The sequence below is a fragment of the Pseudomonas sp. GM102 genome (genome assembly GCF_000282555.1).
Lineage (GTDB): Bacteria > Pseudomonadota > Gammaproteobacteria > Pseudomonadales > Pseudomonadaceae > Aquipseudomonas.
In genome coordinates, this window is record NZ_AKJB01000007.1 from 1 (window position 1) to 18,763 (window position 18,763).

At 58.3% G+C, this 18,763-nt stretch carries 14 protein-coding genes; 5 read left to right on the top strand and 9 right to left on the bottom strand.

Annotation, left to right across the window (positions count from 1 at the left end; genetic code table 11):
* Positions 1–33 precede the first annotated feature (33 nt).
* Together htpX and PMI18_RS27415 are read right to left on the bottom strand one after the other, a co-directional pair.
* Complete coding sequence (htpX, locus tag PMI18_RS27420) at positions 34–921, bottom strand: protease HtpX (RefSeq protein WP_007895034.1); 888 nt, start codon at positions 919–921, stop codon at positions 34–36.
* A gap of 317 nt (positions 922–1,238) precedes the next feature.
* A complete protein-coding gene (locus tag PMI18_RS27415) occupies positions 1,239–2,450 on the bottom strand; it encodes a pyridoxal phosphate-dependent aminotransferase (RefSeq protein ID WP_007895035.1) in 1,212 nt (403 codons plus the stop codon).
* A gap of 226 nt (positions 2,451–2,676) precedes the next feature.
* Between PMI18_RS27415 and msrB the strand changes: the two genes are divergently transcribed.
* From msrB to PMI18_RS27400, 3 genes are all read left to right on the top strand, one after another.
* On the top strand, positions 2,677–3,072 hold the full coding sequence (gene msrB / locus PMI18_RS27410; protein WP_007895036.1) for a peptide-methionine (R)-S-oxide reductase MsrB: 396 nt from the start codon (positions 2,677–2,679) through the stop codon (positions 3,070–3,072).
* Between the two features lie 187 nt (positions 3,073–3,259).
* Entirely contained in the window at positions 3,260–3,745 is a 486-nt protein-coding gene (locus PMI18_RS27405; protein ID WP_007895037.1) for a glutathione peroxidase, read from the top strand.
* Positions 3,742–4,203 (top strand): MarR family winged helix-turn-helix transcriptional regulator, encoded by a 462-nt coding sequence (locus tag PMI18_RS27400; RefSeq protein ID WP_007895038.1) that lies wholly within the window; start codon positions 3,742–3,744, stop codon positions 4,201–4,203. Before PMI18_RS27405 ends, PMI18_RS27400 begins: the two co-directional genes overlap by 4 nt.
* Here PMI18_RS27400 and PMI18_RS27395 read toward each other — a convergent pair.
* Complete coding sequence (locus tag PMI18_RS27395) at positions 4,187–6,508, bottom strand: hybrid sensor histidine kinase/response regulator (RefSeq protein WP_007895039.1); 2,322 nt, start codon at positions 6,506–6,508, stop codon at positions 4,187–4,189. The genes PMI18_RS27400 and PMI18_RS27395 overlap by 17 nt on opposite strands.
* Before the next feature lie 153 nt (positions 6,509–6,661).
* On the opposite strand from PMI18_RS27395, the gene PMI18_RS27390 reads away from it, so the two are divergent.
* Together PMI18_RS27390 and PMI18_RS27385 are read left to right on the top strand one after the other, a co-directional pair.
* Complete coding sequence (locus PMI18_RS27390; protein WP_007895040.1) at positions 6,662–7,552, top strand: ATP-binding protein; 891 nt, start codon at positions 6,662–6,664, stop codon at positions 7,550–7,552.
* Positions 7,549–8,031, top strand: coding sequence for a GAF domain-containing protein (locus PMI18_RS27385; RefSeq protein ID WP_007895041.1), 483 nt, complete (start codon positions 7,549–7,551; stop codon positions 8,029–8,031). Before PMI18_RS27390 ends, PMI18_RS27385 begins: the two co-directional genes overlap by 4 nt.
* Here the strand turns inward: PMI18_RS27385 and PMI18_RS27380 are convergent, their stop codons facing one another.
* The 6 genes from PMI18_RS27380 to PMI18_RS27355 form a co-directional block, all read right to left on the bottom strand.
* The gene (locus PMI18_RS27380) at positions 8,032–10,977 is read right to left on the bottom strand and encodes an HD domain-containing phosphohydrolase (RefSeq protein WP_007895042.1); all 2,946 of its coding nucleotides are present in this window, start codon (positions 10,975–10,977) and stop codon (positions 8,032–8,034) included.
* A gap of 49 nt (positions 10,978–11,026) precedes the next feature.
* Positions 11,027–14,671: a transporter substrate-binding domain-containing protein gene (locus PMI18_RS27375; protein ID WP_007895043.1), complete on the bottom strand. Its 3,645-nt coding sequence runs from the start codon at positions 14,669–14,671 to the stop codon at positions 11,027–11,029.
* Between the two features lie 8 nt (positions 14,672–14,679).
* Positions 14,680–15,306, bottom strand: coding sequence for a response regulator (locus PMI18_RS27370; RefSeq protein WP_007895044.1), 627 nt, complete (start codon positions 15,304–15,306; stop codon positions 14,680–14,682).
* 256 nt (positions 15,307–15,562) lie between these two features.
* Entirely contained in the window at positions 15,563–15,967 is a 405-nt protein-coding gene (locus PMI18_RS27365) for a response regulator (RefSeq protein ID WP_033035668.1), read from the bottom strand.
* A gap of 170 nt (positions 15,968–16,137) precedes the next feature.
* The gene (locus PMI18_RS27360) at positions 16,138–17,469 is read right to left on the bottom strand and encodes a deoxyguanosinetriphosphate triphosphohydrolase (RefSeq protein WP_007895046.1); all 1,332 of its coding nucleotides are present in this window, start codon (positions 17,467–17,469) and stop codon (positions 16,138–16,140) included.
* Positions 17,470–17,586: 117 nt separating this feature from the next.
* Positions 17,587–18,750, bottom strand: coding sequence for an EAL domain-containing protein (locus PMI18_RS27355; RefSeq protein WP_007895047.1), 1,164 nt, complete (start codon positions 18,748–18,750; stop codon positions 17,587–17,589).
* Positions 18,751–18,763 lie beyond the last annotated feature (13 nt).

An 18,763-nucleotide genomic window follows, 5' to 3' on the forward strand; every position in this document is an offset into this window, starting at 1 on the left:
GTGAAGCCGCCTCCTACTCGATTGCGGAGCCTGTCAGCCCCGACGACGCAATGCGTCGATGCGTTCTTCCAGCGGCGGATGGCTCATGAACATACGGGCGAACCCTTGTTTGAGACCACCGTTGATGCCGAAGGCATTCAGGGTGTCCGGCATGTGCACTGGCAGCCCTTGTTCTGCACGCAGACGCTGCAGGGCACCGATCATTGCGCTGGTACCGGCCAGGCGTGCGCCGGCTTCGTCCGCACGGAACTCACGTTTGCGCGAGAACCACATGACAATGGCGCTAGCCAGAATACCCAGGACCAGTTCGGCGAAGATGGTCGCCACGTAGTAGGCAATGCCTTGGCCTTCTTCGTTCTTGAAGATCACCTTGTCGACAAAGTTACCGATGATCCGGGCGAAGAACATCACGAAGGTGTTCACCACGCCCTGGATCAACGCCAGGGTAACCATGTCGCCATTGGCCACGTGGCCGATTTCGTGGGCCAGAACGGCTTTCACTTCATCCGGCGAGAAACGCTCGAGCAAGCCCTGGCTGACCGCGACCAGTGCGTCGTTCTTGTTCCAGCCGGTGGCGAAGGCGTTGGCTTCATAGGCCGGGAAAATCCCGACTTCGGGCATCTTGATCCCGGCTTCGCGGGACAATTGCTCGACAGTTTGCAGCAGCCATTGCTCGTGCCGGGTGCGCGGCTGGCTGATGATCTGGGTGCTGGTACTCATTTTCGCCATCCACTTGGAGATGAACAGCGAGAACAGGGAACCGGCGAAACCAAAGACCGCACAGAAAATCAGCAGCTGATTGAGGTTGAGATCAACCCCATTGGCCGCCATGAACCCGTTGAAGCCAAAAAGGCTCAGGGTGATGCTGGCAATCAGCACGACCGCCAGGTTAGTGGCCAAAAACAGCAAGATGCGCATCATGGTTGTAGAAATCTCCTCGTGCTAAATATGTAGCGTACTGCGGGGTATATAAGGTGCTGCACCGGGCTATTCAACCGAGTGACTATTTCAAACTGTGTCCTACAGCAACAGTCTAGCGGCTTGAAGGGCATTTCCGACGTCGGCATGGGAAACGGTTGTCAGCCAATTAGCGTCGCAGACCCCCGTCGTTGTTAGGCTCGGGCATGAAACGTGTCGTCAGTCAGCGCTTGAAACAACGACGCAGGGCAGGGTGCAAAGATATGTTGCTGAATTAATCACCGTGCGACATTAACCAGCGTCGCACGGTGACAGGCCACTTACTGGCGATAGGATTTGAGGAAGTTACCGATCCGGCCAATCGCCTGATCCAGGTCGTCGAGTCGTGGCAGGGTGACCACACGGAAGTGGTCCGGCCATGGCCAGTTGAAGGCCGTGCCTTGTACCACCAACAGCTTCTCCGAGAGCAACAGGTCAAGCACGAATTTTTCGTCGTTGTGGATCGGGCAGACTTTCGGGTCGATCCGCGGGAACGCATACAGCGCGCCCATCGGCTTGACGCAGCTCACGCCCGGAATGTCGTTCAGCAGCTCCCAGGTACGATTGCGTTGTTCCAGCAGACGCCCTTGCGGCAGCACCAGATCGTTGATGCTCTGATAGCCGCCCAGCGCGGTCTGGATGGCGTGCTGGCTCGGCACGTTGGCACACAGGCGCATGTTAGCCAGCATGTCGATGCCTTCGATGTAGCTTTGGGCATGATGTTTCGGACCGGAAATGGCGATCCAGCCGGAACGGAAACCGGCCACGCGATAGGACTTGGACAGGCCGTTGAAGGTCAGGCACAGCAAGTCCGGCGCCAGTGAAGCAGTGCAGATGTGCACGGCGTCGTCGTACAGGATCTTGTCGTAAATCTCGTCGGAGAACACCACCAGATTATGCTGGCGCGCCAGTTCCAGCATGCCTAGCAGAACTTCCTTCGAATACACCGCGCCGGTCGGGTTATTCGGGTTGATGATCACCAGCGCTTTGGTGTTCGGGGTGATCTTGGTCTTGATGTCGGCCAGGTCCGGCCACCAGTTGGCCTGCTCGTCGCACAGGTAATGCACCGGGTTGCCGCCCGCCAGGCTTACTGCGGCAGTCCACAGCGGATAGTCGGGAGCCGGCACCAGCACTTCGTCGCCGTTGTTGAGCAGGGCCTGCATTGACATCACGATCAGTTCGGAAACGCCGTTGCCCAGGTAGATGTCTTCGATGCCGACGCCTTCCACCTGCTTTTGCTGGTAGTACTGCATCACGGCCTTGCGGGCGCTGAACAGGCCTTTGGAGTCGCTATAGCCCTGGGCGGTCGGCAGGTTGCGGATCACGTCCTGAAGGATTTCATCCGGCGCTTCGAAACCAAAGGGCGCCGGGTTGCCGATGTTCAGCTTGAGGATGCGATGGCCTTCCTCTTCCAGGCGTTTGGCGTGCTTGAGCACTGGGCCGCGAATGTCGTAGCAGACGTTGGCGAGCTTGTTCGATTTGCTGACCTGCATGGCGATGTGTTCCCGAAAATGAACGATCCAGGCGGCGTATGAACGACCGTACTGGGAATCCTGCGTATTCACACAGGCCTGACGCCTTGAGTGGCGGCACTCATAAATCCGTTTGAATGCGCGTGGTCTGGCTGCCAGACTGGCGTTTGACGAGGCGCAATCATACGTGCCGACCGATCCGTGGAAAAGGTACAGATCGGGCTTTTTCAGCTGCTGAGGTGTAACGATGGAAAAGTTGGAAAAAACCCTGGAAGAATGGCGTGAAATGCTCGATCCGGAGCAGTACAACGTTTGCCGCCTCAAGGGCACTGAGCGGCCATTCTCCGGCAAATACAACGGCACCAAAACCGACGGTGTCTACCACTGCATCTGCTGCAACGCGCCTCTGTTCGACTCCAAGACCAAATTCGATTCCGGTTGCGGCTGGCCGAGCTTCTACGCGCCGATCGGCGACAGCGCCATGGTCGAGATCCGTGATGTGAGCCACGGCATGATCCGCACCGAAGTGGTCTGCGCCAAGTGCGATGCGCACCTCGGGCATGTGTTCCCAGACGGTCCGCCGCCCACAGGCCTGCGTTATTGCATCAACTCGGTGTGCCTGGACCTCGTTCCCCGCGAGTAAGGCGAGCCCCGTAGGAGCGAAGCTTGCTCGCGAAGGCGTCGGGTCAGTCTTCATCAGTGTTGAATGTTAAGACGCTTTCGCGAGCAAGCTTCGCTCCTACAGAGGATCAGCGTCTCACAATTTAAATTGCACACAATTCAATTGCTCGCTATGTTTGGTCTTTGTTCTTCCACTCGGAGTTCGTGCCATGAGCGACAACCTGCTGAGCATCCCTTGCACTACCATCAAGGGCGAGCAAAAGACCCTGGCCGATTTCGCCGGCAAAGCGGTGCTGGTGGTCAACACCGCCAGCAAGTGCGGGTTCACCCCGCAGTACCAAGGCCTTGAAGAGTTGTGGCAGACCTATAAGGATCAAGGCCTGGTCGTGCTCGGTTTTCCCTGCAATCAGTTCGGCAAACAAGAGCCGGGCAACGAGGGGGCGATTTCCGAGTTCTGCGAGTTGAATTACGGGGTGAGCTTCCCGCTGTTCAAGAAGATTGAAGTGAACGGTGCCGACGCCCATCCACTGTTCGTTCAGCTGAAAAAGCGCGCACCGGGCGTGCTGGGTTCCCAAGGCATCAAGTGGAACTTCACCAAATTCCTGATCGGCAAGGACGGCCAGTTGGTCAAGCGTTTCGCTCCGGCGACCAAGCCGCAGGACCTGAGCCGCGAGATCGAAGCCCTGCTCAAATGAACACGTTGTCAGTTGATTCGCTGAAGCTCGACAGTCAGCTCTGCTTCAAGCTGTACGCCGCTTCTCGGGCGGTAATCCGTGCCTATAAGCCGATGCTCGATCAGTTGGGCCTGACTTACCCGCAATACCTGGCGATGCTGGTGTTGTGGGAATGGCAGGAGACGGCGCCAGAGCAGCCGACGGTCAAGGCCTTGGGTGAGCGCCTGGCGCTGGACTCTGGAACCTTGACGCCGCTGCTCAAGCGCCTTGAGCAACTGCAACTGGTGCAGCGTCAGCGTTCGGCGCGAGATGAGCGTGAGGTGCACTTGAGCCTGTCGCCCGCCGGCAAGGCTTTGCGCGATCAGGTCGGGCCGCTCAAGGCCCGGCTGTTGTGCGATAGCGGCGTCGATCTTGATCGTCTGAATGATCTGCGCGATGGCCTCGATCACCTGCTGGGGCAAATCAAAGCGCTGTCGTAGTGGGTATCCACAAGTCGAGCAGGGCGGCCAGTTCCTCCCTGCGAAAAGGCTTGGCCAGGTAGTCACTCATGCCCGCCGCACGGCAGCGTTCACGCTCTTCGGACATGGCGTTGGCGGTCAGGGCGACGATGGGCAACTGTGGCCAGCGCCCACTGCGACGAATCTGCCGACTGGCTTCATAGCCATCCATCACTGGCATGTTGCAGTCCATCAGCACCAGATCGAATTCGCTCAGTTCAAGTTGATCCAGCGCTTCGCCGCCGTGGGCTGCGACGCTCACCTCGCAACCGAGTTTTCCGAGCATACCCTTGGCCACCAACTGATTGACCGGATTGTCCTCCACCAGCAGGATGCGTCCGCGTCGCTGGGGTGAGATGGCTTCGATCCGGGCACCGTTGATCGTGGTGAGTTCCGGCTGCAAGATCCGTCGCAATGCCTGATAAAGCGCGTTGCGCGCCAAAGGCCGCGCCTGCTGCTGCAAAGGCGCCAGGGCGTTGGCTTGCTCGCCGGGCAGGAAACTGCCGTAAGCGGTCACCAACAGAATCGGCGCGGTGAAGGTAGGGCGCAGGCCAAACAGGCATTCGGGACAATCGGTGATCAGTACATCCGGCTCCAGGCCGATTAGCCGGTCATCGATGGAACGCTGCTGATAATCGAGCCCCCAGCCGGGCAGCAGGCTGCTCAACAGTTCCGCCAGACCGCTACTGGCGGCGGTAATCGCGACGATACTGCCCCGCAGTGCCGCCGGGGAAATGGCCCGGGTATGGCAGGGCAGGGGCAGGTCGGCGCAGAACTGACTGCCGAAGCCCGCTTCCGAGCTGATCGTCAGACGCCCCTGCATGGCTTCGCAGAGGCTATAAGTCAGCGCCAGGCCCAGCCCGGTCCCGCCGAATTGCCGGGTAATGCCGGCACCGGCCTGGGTGAACGGCTGGAAGATCTTGACCTGCGCGTCCTGGGCGATGCCGATGCCAGTGTCGCAGACTTCGATTCGTACACCGTCTTCGAACGTTGAAAGACGCACATCGACCCGCCCGAAACGGGTGAACTTGAGGGCGTTGGACAACAGGTTACTGACGATCTGCCGGACCCGGGTCGGATCACCGAGCACCAGTGCGGGAAATTGCGGGTCGATCAGGCATGCCAGCTCGACACTCGGCGCGGCGTTCTGGGACAGCAGGTTGGCGGTATCTTCGATCAGCGAACCAAGGTCGAATGGAATGTGTTCGAGTTCGAGCTGGCCGGCATCGAACTTCGACAGGTCGAGAATATCGTTGAGCAGTTCCACCAGCACTTTGCCCGAGTCATGAGCGATGGACAGCTGTTGCTGCTGCTCGGCATTGAGCGGGCCGTCCAGCGAGAGCGCGATCATCCCCAGCAGACCGTTGAGGGGCGTGCGGATTTCATGACTCATGTTGGCCAGGAACACCGAGCGCGCTTCGGCCATGTCCAGGGCAGTGCTGCGGGCGACTTCCAATTCCTCGTTGGATTGGCTGAGGCGGGTATTGATCGCCTTGAGTTCCGCGGTGCGGGCCGAGACGATGTTTTCCAGTTGCGAGAGGTAGTCTGTCAGGCGGTTTTCGGCGTTGCGTCGTTGCTGGATTTCGGTGGCGATATTTTCGAACTGCTGATTGGCGACTTCGACCAAGACCCCGATTTCATCGTTTTCATGCCCCGTCGGACACTCCAGCAATGTCGGTTCCGCGCTGCGCGGATCACGGCCACTGAGTTCGCGGATAACCCGCACCAGCGGTTTGGTCAGCATCACGTAAAACAGCGCCAGCAGAATGCCTGTGAGAATCAGGCTGCGCGCGAAGCCGTTGAGCAGGGTCACTTCAGCCCGGCGCAGGAAACGACTGCCAAAGGTGTAGGTATCGACTTCCAGGCGCAAGGTCCCGAGGGATTCGTCCGGCAAGTGGTCGAGATAAAGGCGGTCTTCAAACTGCCGGTTGGCGCCGAACAGGAAGTCGCTGATCATCCGGTCATTGTTTTCCAGGCCCGGACGTTTGACGGCGGCCAGCACGGTATTGTTGTTGTCGATCAATTGCGCGCCAATGATTGCCGGGGAGCGCAATAGACCTAGGGCCAGTTCCTGAGCAAGTTCGGCATCGATGTTGTAGGCGATGCGGGATGCCGGGTTATGGCTGATTTCCAGCAAGGACAGTATTTCGCGGTTGATGGAGGCGTCTTCGCTGGCATAATCGATGCCTATTTGCAGCAGGCTGAGCAGCGTGCCCAGAATGAAACCGGCCAGCACCGTAATCCTGGCTTGTTTGTACGACAGCCGGTGGCTGAACTTGATATCCATGGGATGTTGAACCACTTCCGTTTCCCTTCGCTGCTCAAGCATAGTCGATCATCAATGGATACCGATGTTCTCGCAAAACACCTGTAGGGGTGTAAATGCTGTGTTTCGTCGTTGTACCGCCATCATTACCGTGAACGTGCCCGAGGAGAAGACGTGGATTCCCGATTGAATGCTTTTCTTGAACGCGCCGATGCCGTTCTGGCCCGTATCGAGCCGCTGCTGCCCGCGCCTCGGCAAACCATCGACTGGACGCACTGCCTGGCCGCGCGCTGGCAGCGCGAGGGGCGCAGCGGTTTTCTGTTGCCGCTGCAAGTCAGCCTGGACACGCGTTTGTCCGACTTGATCGGCGTTGACCGGCAACTGGAGCAACTGGGCCGCAACACCCGACAGTTTCTCGACGGCATGCCGGCCAATCACGCTTTGCTCTGGGGCTCGCGTGGCACCGGTAAATCGTCGCTGGTGCGCGCCTTGTTGTCGGAACACGCCAAGAGCGGCCTGCGGCTGATCGAGATCGAACGTGATCACCTGGCGGACTTGCCGCGCGTGGTCGAGCAGATCGCCAAATTGCCTCAGCGCTTTGTGCTGTTTTGCGATGACCTGTCGTTCGAATCGGGCGAGGGCGATTACCGCGTGCTCAAGAGCGTGCTCGACGGTTCGCTCGAACAGGCGCCAGACAACGTACTGCTGTACGCCACCTCCAACCGCCGCCATCTGGTGCCGGAAAAGGAAAGCGATAACGAGAACTGGAAAAGGGTCGATGGCGAACTCCATCCCAGTGAGGCGGTGGAAGACAAGATCGCGCTGTCGGACCGTTTTGGTCTGTGGCTGTCGTTCTATCCGTTTACTCAGGAGCATTTCCTTAACGTCGTCGAGCATTGGATCGGCCAATTGGCCGACAAGGCCGGCCTTGAGTGGCAGCGCGACGAAGAGTTGGACATCCTCGCAGTGCGGTGGGCCACAGGCCGGGGCAATCGCAACGGACGTTGCGCGTATCAATTTGCCCGCTATTGGGTCGGGCTGAAGCTGTTGGAGCACAAGGCATGATCGATTTACAAAAGAGCGGCCAGGGTCTGGAGGGCTACGGCATGCTGTGGGCGCAGCTGGAATCACTGCTGGCAGACGAGCGTGATTTTATCGCCAATGCCGCACAATTTTCGGCGTTTCTGTTCAACCAGCTCGATGACCTGAACTGGGCCGGTTTCTACCTTAATCGCAATGAAGAACTGGTGCTTGGCCCGTTTCAGGGGCAGATCGCCTGTGTGCGGATTCCATTCGGTCGCGGTGTGTGCGGGGCGGCGGCGGCCACCTTGCAGACCCAGCGGGTCGAAGACGTACATGCATTCCCTGGGCACATCGCGTGCGACAGTGCCTCGAACAGTGAGCTGGTGGTGCCGCTGGTCAAGGACGGTCGACTGATCGGTGTGCTGGACCTCGATAGCCCGAAACTCGCGCGTTTTACCGCTGACGATCAGACCGGTATCGAGCAACTGGCGGCGATTTTCCTGCGTCTGACCGACTGCTGATCAGGCCATCAAGCCGGCCTTGATCAGCAGGCTTGACGGGTCGACCGCATCAATCTGTCGGGGGTCGAGAAAACGGTTGGCGTACTGCAAATAGACCTCATCGTTGATGAACAACCCGAACAATTCAGCGTCAATGTGGGCGTCACGGCACATGGTGGCCATGATGCCCAGCGCTTCGCTCAAGGATTTGGCTTTCTTGTAGGGGCGATCGGCGGCGGTCAGCGCTTCGAAAATATCGGCAATCGCCATCATCCGCGCCGGCAGGCTCATGTCTTCGCGCTTCAACCGTTTGGGATAACCGGTACCGTCCATTTTTTCGTGGTGGCCGCCGGCGATCTCCGCGACGTTATTGAGGTGGTCGGGGAAGGGCAGGTGACTGAGCATCAGAATCGTCTGCACCATGTGGTGATTGATGATGTAACGCTCCTCGCGGGTCAGGGTGCCTCGGGTGATGCTCAGGTTGTAGAGCTCGCCCCGGTTGTACTTGTAGCGTGGCACGTCAAGCTTGAATCCCCAGGGATTGTCGGCCGGAATCAGTTCACTGTCGGCGCGTTCGATCAGGTGTTCGGGTTTATCCGCCAGCAGTGGCTCGCTGACCGGCAGGGTCGGCGTCGGGGTCCGGGCCTGGCGACGGTTCTCTTCCCATGAAACTCCCAGTCGATCATCCAGGGTTCGGGTCCAGGTGCGTTTGGCGATAGTATTCAGTCGTTGCAGATCGGCCTCGGCCATGGCCTCGCTGCCGAGGTTGCAGCGGGCGATGAACGCGAAATCATCATCCAGCGCCGCCAGGCTCGTATCGCGCAATTGCGCCAGAGGCTGCTCGTCACCTCCCAGCGCGATGGCCTGCCAATAGTTGATCCAGGCATCACGCTTGAGCACTTCGAAACGGGTGCGGATTTCGTGGATGCGGTCGTTCAGGGTCTCAAGCTTTGTGGCTTTGTCGACCACGTATTCAGGCGTGGTGATCTTGCCGCAATCATGCAGCCAGGCAGCGATGTGCAGGGCTTCCCACTCATCTTCGGTGGGCCGATAGCTGCTGAAAGCCGGGTCCTGACTGGCCGCGGCAGCCCGCGCCAGCATCAGCGTCAGTGCTGGCACCCGCTGGCAGTGCCCGCCGGTATAGGGGCTTTTGGCATCGATCGCGCCAGCCAGCAGTTGAATAAAAGAGTCCAGCAACTGTTTCTGTTTGGCTTGCAAGCGCTGACTTTCGATACTCACGGCGGCGGCACCGGAAACCGCCTGGAGAAACGCGATGCGGTCCGGGCGAAGTTTTTCCAGGTCCTCTTGCGTGCCGCTGTCGGCCAGCAGCAGGACCAGCAACCCGACGGTTTCGTTATGACGATTGTGCAGCCGGATACCGATCAGATGAACCCGAGGGCACTCCAGTGCGAGCAAAACCTTCTGCAGGTCCCCTGCCTGTTCGAAGCCGAGGTGGCTGACAACATTGTTGGTATTCGACAGATCCTGCATCCATTGAGGGCTCAGCGGATCCTGCGGCGTGTGTCCTTGAATATCGAATGATGACAATGCCTGTGAGCTGCCGTTAATGACCAGCGCATGAGGCTCCACGCGATCGTCATCACTTTCCCGCAGGTAGAGCAGACCGGCCTGGGCCTGGCCGATTTTCACAGTTTCAAACAACACCCGTTGCAGCAGCGGGGCGAAGCGGGTCTCGGCGCTCAGGCTGTCGGTAATCTGGAAAAAACTCGCCAGGGTGTCTTTCATGCGCGCCATCGACACGCTCAGTTGGTCGACTTCAAGCACCGGCGAGCGACGGGAGGCCGGAAAATTGAAATCGAAACTGCGAATCGCATCGGCTTCCTGCACCAGGGCGCGCAAGGGTTTGACCAGGACTCTCGAGGTCAACCAACCCATCGGCAGGCACAACAGCAGCGTCGCCAGGGTAATCAATGCGCCTTGCCAGCGCATACGGTAGGCATCGACGAGCAATTCATCCTCCGGCACCAGTAGCGCCAGTTGCAGTCCCTGCGGGCCCCCCTCCTGAATGCTGCTACGTGCCACGATCCATTGGCGGCCCGCGGTGTTCAGGCGATTGACCTCGGGGGGACTGGTGAGCAGGGCCGCGAGGCTGGGGCTCAGGTCGGCGGCTTTGACCAGTCGGGCAGTCTGGTCGTCGACGATCAGTTTGCTGCTGTCGGGGTAGGCGATGGCATTACCCTCGGCATCGAACAGCACAATTTCGGTATTGGGGGTCACCACATGTTTGGCCAGGGTCGCCGACAGTTCAGCCAGCGTGAGGTCGGCCCCCATCACCGCATGCTCGCCACTGCGCCGGGCCAGTGTGGTGCCGACGTTGTGGGTGGAGAAAAAAAGGTAGGGTTCGGTGGTGATCTGATCACGGTCGCTGCGGGCGCTGGAGAACCAGGTGCGGGTACGGGGATCGTAGGTTTCGTCGGGGTTGTCCTGACGGCTGATGAGGGCCAGGTTCTGATCGAAAAACAATGATTGGGAGCGGATCTGACCGCTGCCTGGATGCTCGATGCTCCATACCTGAAACGCCGCCGTCTGCGGTGCCTTGACCAGCGTTTTCAGGGCGCCGGTGCGCAAAGGCCGAACCATGAAGAAGTCGCCATTGCCATAGCCCAGGTACAGCGAGGCCAGATCGGGGTTGTCCTTGAGCGATTGGCTGAAGGGCTTGAGCAACGCCAGGCGTTGCTCAAGGTCGGGCGCCTGGGTCGCTGGATTGTCCGCCAGCAGGTTCAGCAGATGACGGATCGGCTGATAGGTGCGATGCAGGTCCAGACGGACATCCTGCTCAATGCGGTTGAAGAGTTTTTCGCTGCTGGAAAGGATGATCTGGGTGGTTTGCCGATAGTTGAAAATGCCCAGTACCACCCCGGTCAGCAACAACAGAAAGGTGAACATCACGCTGATATGGATGTGCAGAGGGAACCGGCGTTGATCCGGGCGCAGTGGGCTGGGCATTGCAGCTTTCTCCATGATGATTAACACACTGCTCAGCCCCCAAGCATAGTTAATGCTCCTTCATTGTGCTTTTGTCATGGCGTGCCATCTGTTGTTGCAATGCCTGCTCCAGTTCGAGCATGGCGCGCTCCAAGGACTTGCTGCAGTCGGCCACTTCATCGTGGTGGAGCCTGTTATTGCAGGCCTGTTCGAGCGCCTCGCAGCTGGCGATCAGTCGGGATGCCTGGACGATTCGGGCCGCTCCCTTGATTTTGTGGGCAATGTCGAGGAGTGACTGCCGGTCCTTTGACTCGGATAACGCCAGCAGCGCTGTGCGGTCCAGGCGGTTGCTGTTAAGCAGTTCGGTCAACAATCGCTGGTTCAGTGTCGGGTTGCCACCGGTCAACAGGTGCAGCCCCTCCAGACTGAAGGCCGTCTCGCGGACCGTCGGCGTGATGCCTTCGACCCATTGGCTCAAGGCCGTCAGGCTGAGGGGCTTGAACAGGCAATCGTCCATCCCGGCCAGTTTGCAGCGTTGTCTTTCCTCCGGCTGCGCGTTGGCGGTGAAACCCAGAACGGTACAGGGAGGGCGCTGCAGGTGCTGTTCATGTTGGCGAATGGCACGGACCAGCTCATATCCATTCATGATTGGCATGTTGCAATCGGCAATCACCAGATCGAATGGCTGATTCTTCCACGCCTCGAACCCCGCCTCGCCATCCGCTGCGACGTTGAACCGATGCCCCAGAAACTCCAGCTGCTGGCACATGAGCAAGCGGTTGGCCGGGTGATCATCGACCACCAGCACGTTCAAGGGGGCGGTGCTTGGGTGGATTTGCCGCTCGGCAGGTTCCGGCATCCGTTCTGTCGGCAGGGTGGCCAGGTTCAGCGAAACCCGGACCTGCGTGCCGACTCCCGGCTGACTGTTCAATTGCAGGCTGCCGCCCATCATTTCACACAGATTGCGACTGATCACCAGGCCCAGCCCCGCACCGCCTCTGGCTGACTGGCCGGAGTTATCGGCCTGGACGAAAGGCTCGAACAATCGCTGTTGATCCTGTTCGCTGATCCCTGCGCCACTGTCTTCAACCCGCAACTGCAACTGGACCCGGTCGGGCTCGTCGGTCGTCTGCAACTCGACGCTGATCCTGACTTGGCCTTGTTGCGTGAACTTGATGGCATTGCTGATCAGATTGGACAGCACCTGCTTGAAGCGCATCGGGTCCAGGACGACATCGGTCGCAGGTTTGGCAGGGCTGAACTCCAGATGCAGTCCGAGATTTTTCTGCCGGGCCAACCCGTCGAAAATTCGCACCACCGAGGCTACGGTTTCAGCCAGATTGACGCGCTCCGGGCTCAGGCTCAGACGTCCGGATTCGATGCGCGCAATATCGAGAATGTCCCCGATCAATTCCAGCAGGTCTTTCGCCGAGTGGTACGCGACGTCGATGGCTGGCCGATCCGGATGACTGTGATCGATACGTTTGAGCGTCAGTTCGAGCATGCCGATGATTGCATTCATGGGCGTGCGGATTTCATGGCTCATGGTTGCCAGAAAGGTGCTTTTAGCTCGGTTGGCAGCATCGGCTTGCTCTTTCGCGGCCCGCAGTTCATCGAACAGTTGCCGCCGTTCGCTGATGTCGATCCAGCCGCCAATGATGCCTTGCACGTCGCCGCTCGAGTCGCGATAGGGAAGAATCCAGTGATAGATCGTCAGCTTGCGGTCGTCGATGTGCAACGGACGGTCGAGAATCAGCGGCGTCCCCTCGGCCATGACGCGCTGGTAATCCGCCTGATATTCCCGTGCTTCGAAGGCATTGCCAAGGGCGCCCGGTATGACGCCTTTACCGATGATGTCTTCGCGTTTTGCACGGAAGGCTTCCAGGTAGCTGTCGTTGCAGCTTTGCAGCAATCCCTGGCGATCACGCACATAAATGGGATGAGGCGTGCCATTGACCAGTGATCGCATGAATTCCAGTTGATCGTTCAAGGCGCGCTCGGCCGCCTGCCGCTGTTTTATCTGGCGCCTCATATAGGCGTTCCAGGCAATGGATATCAGCAGTAACACGCCGGCAGTGATAACGATCTGATAGAACACACGGTGATAGTTGCGCCAGGTACTTTGCGAGGCCGCTGAATAGCCGCGCCAGCGGTTATTGATGATGCCCAGCTCTTCCGGTGCAATGCTCAGCAGTGCCTTGTCGAGGATGGCATTCAGTTCTTTGGCGTCGCGCCCGGTCGCCAGCGAAAACGCTGCCTGTCTGGTACCGATGGTGGTGCTGATCTGAAGTGTCTGTTCGAAGATCCTCGATGAGATGAAGTAGTTGGCGATCACCAGTGAATTCACCGCACCTTCTGCCTGGCCCTCGGCAAGCAACTCCACGGCACTGAACGTGTCCGGGGTTTCAACCAAATTGATCCGCGGAAACTCGCTGCGCAGGTAATCCACCAGTGGATTGCCTTGGGCGATGGCCAGGCGTTTGTCTTGCAATTGCGTGAGGTTTGTCGGGCTGTCGGCCGCTTTGCGCGTCAGCAGCACAAAGGAGTTTTCCAGATAGGGGCGGCTGAAGTTCAGCGTCGTTTCACGTTGGACGCTGGGAAGCAGGGCGGCGATCAGATCGGCCTGATGGTTGGCGATCTGTTCGATCATCGCGTCATCGCTTCGGCTGCGCTGGATTTCGAAACGCAAACCGGTGCGCAATCTGATCAGCTCGAGCAGATCAGCCGTGACACCTCGAAAGTTGCCGTCGCTGTCAAAAAACGTCAGCGGCGCAAACGCTTCATTGACCACGACGCGCACGACCGGATGTTGTGCCAGCCAGCGTTCTTCACGGTGGCTGAGTTGCAGTTTGTGATCGGTGAGAAGAATGTCGCTGCCGGCACTCCAGCGTTTGGCGATGTTTTCTCGCTCGCTGGTGGGGATGGACTTGAGTACCGCGTTGATGATCCCGAGCAGATCCGGGTTGTCCTTCTGCACGGCAAAACTGAAACCATGGGCTTCGTGTTTACCGAAGTTGGCCATGCGGATGTTGTTCAGATACCCCTGGTTGATCATGTAGTGGGTTGAGATGGTATCGCCGAGAAAAACGTCGGCCTGGTCGAAGGCAACCGCATTGATTGCATTCTGGTAGGACGGATAGGAGGTGATGATTGCCTTCGGATACAGCGCCCTGACCTCATCCAGAGGCAAATAGTGATACACCATGCTGAGCCGCATGCCGGCAAGTCCATCGGTCAGCGATCTGGTTTCTCCTTCTCGTGTCACCAGTACGGGTTGATCCACTGCATAAGGCGCGGACAGGGCAATGTCGGCATTGTCGGCCTCGAACCCATTGGCAGTGCCGAGCATATCGACCTGGCCTTTTTCCAGCGCCTCGATCGCGGCCCCCCGGGATGCGAAGCGCTGAACCTTGACCGGCAACCCTATGGCCTTGCCGAGGATACCTGCGTAATCGGCGGTGAAACCTTCATAGTCATGGCCGCTGAGGGTCAAGTCGAAAGGAGGATAATCCGGGGCCGATGTACCGAGGATCAATTCACGTTTGTCTTTGACCCATTGTCGTTGTGAGGTATCCAGCTGGACTTCCATGTGCCCGGTCGTCGAGCGACTGAGCAGGGTGTAGTGCTCGCTGGCCGTCTGAGCCGCGAGTACTGAGGTGCTCAGGCATAAACCAGCGGCCATGAGTATTAGATAATCCTTGAGACGGCTGGGCATCCTGTTTCTCACACTAACGCGTTACGTTTTGCCATATCGATGAGTTCAACCAGGGACTTGGCCTTGAGTTTCTGCATGAGTCGCTTTTTATAAGTGCTAACCGTCTTGTTGCTGAGAAACATGCCCTTGGCAATTTCTTTGTTGGTACGGCCTTGAGCGAAAAGCTGTAATACCATCAGCTCTCGATCGTTAACGGATTTAAATAACTCCAGGTCGGCCCAGCGCGCGTCGTCACGACGAACAGGGTTCAAGGCTTGACTGGGGAAGTAGTTGTAACCTGATAAGACCGCTTTGATCGCACTCATCAGTTCACTAAGATCTTCTTGTTTGCATACATAGCCCGATGCGCCGGACTGCATGCAGCGAATACCGAAAAGTGTCGGACACTGTGCAGTTAATACCAGTGTTTTTAAAGGTGTGCTCATGGCGTTGAAACGGGAAAGAACTTCCAGCCCATCCAGTTTGGGAATGCTGATGTCGAGGATGATCAGGTCAGGCATGCATTCGCGAACCATCTGCATTGCATCGACCCCATTGTCAGTTTCGCCGACGACTTTGTAACCTTCATGTTCCAGCAGCATTCGAACGGCAAGGCGGATAACAGGGTGATCGTCGACAATAAAAACGGAGTTCATAATCAAATCCCATACGTGCACAAATAAAGCGCGCACCTTAGCTCAGATAGTTGAGGGGCCGCATGAACTGAGGGGCCTGTAGCAGCAATATAGGAAAAGTCCTACAACCGAAGAAGAATAGGGCTACGTATCAACTAGGTTTTGCATGAGGAAGAGCAAAAGTTCGGTAGGGCTAGTCGAGAGATTGAAAGCATTGAGTTAGAGGTGTGAAGCTATGATTTGGTCATGTTTTTAGTGTGTTTGGGTTTTTGCGTTTTTATGCTGAGGCCAAGGTCAATAAGTTTCTGAAGTCTGATTGTTTCAATGGCTTTATCAAGTAACCGAGCAAGGGCAGTCCATGTTCGTAGGCCATTACTTTAAGTTTGTCCAGTTCGACAGTTGTCAGGCTGCTCAGAAGTATCGCCTGCCTGATCATCCCCCGGTGACTGGCGTATTCGATCAAATCAAGGCCTGCAAGGTCGGGCAGGCATTGGTCGCACAGAAGGATATCGAACGGTTGCGCAGCCTTGAGCATTTGCTGCAAGGCGCCTTCGGCGCTGTCAGTGGCGGTCAGTTGGGTGAAGCCATAACTCTCGAGCAGGTACTGAGTCGCCCGTAGCTGAAAGGGATGATCTTCCACCAGCAAGATGCGCCAATCATGTTTGAACATAGGAGTTTTCATGCGTCATCTGTCGAGCAGGGGAGTGTGATTATTTCGCGAGATGGTCGAACAATCGATCAGTCCGCTCTGCACAAGGTGTAGGGCGATTCTGTCGACGTTGAAATACAGTTGAATGTCGAGACATTCGATCAGCCGTTCAGAGTGCTCTGGCACGGCTGACCGATACGCTTCTATCCGTGGCTTGAACGACCGGTCATTTCCAGTGCCATTTCACTGGCATAGCTGTCGGTCATGCCGGCGATGAAATCAATCATGCGCAAGAAGGAGGTGTGTAAAGGGCCATGAGGATCGGGCGCATTATTACCCAACAGGTCGAGTATGCGCCGGTTCTTGAAGGATGGCGTACGGCCGTTGTGCTGCTCCAGTGCCGCGCCGCAAAAGGCATTGAGCAGGATTTCCAGGGTGGTGTAGGCGCCGATTTCGTGGAGTGTCTTGCGCTTGTCCTGGAAGATTTTTTTGCGCGCCATGTCCTTGGCATTCAAGACGCAGCGTTTGGCTGGGCCGTGCATGTGTTCCACCAGGTCGCCAGCCAGCGTGCCGGCCAGCAGCGCGTCCTGTTGCTCGACGAACGCTCGGGCTGCTGCGTTGGTCAGGTGTTCGATGGCTTTGCCCCGCAGGATCGCCAGTTTGCGCCGACGCGAATCTTGCGGGCCGAGCTGGCGATAGGTCTCCGGGAGGTCGTCGCCTACCAGGTCCAGCAGCAGGGACTCGACTTCGGCGTACTCCAACAACTCCATCTCCAGGCCATCTTCCAGATCGATCAGCGCGTAGCAGATGTCGTCGGCGGCCTCCATCAGGTACACCAGCGGATGGCGCGCCCAGCGTTGTTCGTCCAGTTGGGGCAGACCGAGTTTATGAGCGATCTGTTCCAGCAGCGGCAGTTCGCTCTGATAGCAGCCGAACTTGTGCTTCTTGTAGCCCAGTGAGTCGGCGTGCCGAGCAGTCCACGGGTATTTCAGGTAGGTGCCCAGCGTGGCGTAGGTCAGGCGGGTCCCTCCTTCGAACTGGTGGTATTCAAGCTGGGTAAGTACCCGGAAACCTTGGGCATTGCCTTCAAAATTGAGGAAGTCATTGCGTTCGGCTTCGCTCATCGCATCCAGCCAGCCACGGCCTGCGGCCTGCTGGAACCAGTGGCGGATCGCGTCTTCGCCGGAATGACCGAAAGGCGGATTACCAATGTCATGGGCCAGGCAAGCCGATTGCACCACCATTCCCAGATCGCTCGGTTCGCACCAGTCGGGCAGGGCGCTGCGGATGGTTTCACCAACGCGCATGCCCAGCGAACGGCCGACGCAGCTGACTTCCAGCGAGTGGGTCAAGCGCGTGTGGATGTGATCGTTGCTGGAGACCGGATGGACCTGGGTCTTGCGCCCGAGACGGCGAAACGCGCCCGAAAAAATGATGCGGTCGTGGTCTTTATGAAAAGGGCTGCGGCCTAGTTCTTCCGGGCTGTGCACAGGCTTTCCGAGGCGTTCGCGGGTAAGCAGGGTTTGCCAATCCAAGGCTGGTTTCTCCGTCAGGTGACTGATCCCCTAGCTTCCCGGTTCGCGCCGATACCTGCAAGAGGAACCAGGGTCTGTTGACGTATGGTGACGACCGCCACCATACGTCAACAGACCCTAAAGCCCTGCGGCATCGATATCGATGAGCAGCAGTCGTTCGCCGTTATCGAAAAACTGCCCGGCGGTGAGGCAGTACTGATTGCTGGTGGCATCGCGGTAGGTGTTGGAAAGCGTCAGCCGGCGCTCATCCCAACCCTCGGCCAGCAAGTGATAAAAGTAGGGGCGCCATGACCAGTTATGGCCCAGGTAGCGGTTATCGGCTTCCCAGCCGTTGTTGCGCCATTCCAGGTTGGGGGTCAGCTGCGTGCCGTGGCGGTCGCATTGATAAAAACGCAATAACCAGGGAAACGCTTCCAGTTGCGGCAAGGTACTGAGGGGCGCGCTGGCTTGAGCCCAGGCTTGCAGGATGGTCATCAGTTCGCTGAGTTGCTGGCGCATGATCATCAGGCGAGCGCGTTCAGCCAGTTTTTGCTGAACATAGCGCTGGCGCAGTTGCGCGAAACGCTCGACAAAGGCATCAGTGGCGAAGAAATCAGCTTGCGCACGGGCGAACAGAAAGCCCTGTACGTAGCGTGAACCACACTCCAGGGCGAAATTCAGTTGAGCTTCTGTTTCCACGCCCTCGGCGATAATCCAGCAACCGGTTTTCTCCGCCATTTGCGCCAGTGCCTTCACCACGTCGCTGCTGGGGCCTCCCAACGCGGCGGCCTGGAACAATCGCATGTCGAGCTTGAGAATGTCCGGTTGCAGGGCCAGCACGCGATCGAGCTGAGAGTAACCGGCACCGAAATCATCGATGGCGATCCGCGCCCCGGCTTGTCGGTAGCGGGCAACGACTTCGGCCAGACGCTGGCTGTCGCCGCCCAGTTCGGTGATTTCGAATACGATTCGCTGCGCGTCGACGCCATGCCTGCTCAGCTGCTTGAGGCTTGGCAGTGCCTGGTCCCGGCGCAAGCGACTGATCCAGCGGGGCGATATGTTCAGGCTGAGAAACCAGTCCGGGGGGGCTTCATGCAGACGGCTCAGCGCATCATCGCGAATCTGGCGATCGAGACGACGCAGGGCGATGGCGGGGGTTCGCGGGTCGGCGAACAGCGGTCCTACCGAGGTCAGTTGACCGTCGGCCTGACGCAGTCGACCCAGCGCTTCGACGCCAGCGATGCGGCCCGTCGCGGTATCGATGAACGGCTGAAAGCAGGCGAGCGGTTGCCCGTCGATCACGAGGCCTCCTTAG

Excerpts from the sequence above, each read along its gene's own strand:
- htpX (WP_007895034.1), bottom strand. The coding sequence starts at position 921 with ATGATGCGCATCTTGCTGTTTTTGGCCACTAACCTGGCGGTCGTGCTG.
- PMI18_RS27415 (WP_007895035.1), bottom strand. The coding sequence starts at position 2,450 with ATGCAGGTCAGCAAATCGAACAAGCTCGCCAACGTCTGCTACGACATT.
- msrB (WP_007895036.1), top strand. The coding sequence starts at position 2,677 with ATGGAAAAGTTGGAAAAAACCCTGGAAGAATGGCGTGAAATGCTCGAT.
- PMI18_RS27405 (WP_007895037.1), top strand. The coding sequence starts at position 3,260 with ATGAGCGACAACCTGCTGAGCATCCCTTGCACTACCATCAAGGGCGAG.
- PMI18_RS27400 (WP_007895038.1), top strand. The coding sequence starts at position 3,742 with ATGAACACGTTGTCAGTTGATTCGCTGAAGCTCGACAGTCAGCTCTGC.
- PMI18_RS27395 (WP_007895039.1), bottom strand. The coding sequence starts at position 6,508 with ATGGATATCAAGTTCAGCCACCGGCTGTCGTACAAACAAGCCAGGATT.
- PMI18_RS27385 (WP_007895041.1), top strand. The coding sequence starts at position 7,549 with ATGATCGATTTACAAAAGAGCGGCCAGGGTCTGGAGGGCTACGGCATG.
- PMI18_RS27380 (WP_007895042.1), bottom strand. The coding sequence starts at position 10,977 with ATGCCCAGCCCACTGCGCCCGGATCAACGCCGGTTCCCTCTGCACATC.
- PMI18_RS27375 (WP_007895043.1), bottom strand. The coding sequence starts at position 14,671 with ATGCCCAGCCGTCTCAAGGATTATCTAATACTCATGGCCGCTGGTTTA.
- PMI18_RS27370 (WP_007895044.1), bottom strand. The coding sequence starts at position 15,306 with ATGAACTCCGTTTTTATTGTCGACGATCACCCTGTTATCCGCCTTGCC.
- PMI18_RS27365 (WP_033035668.1), bottom strand. The coding sequence starts at position 15,967 with ATGAAAACTCCTATGTTCAAACATGATTGGCGCATCTTGCTGGTGGAA.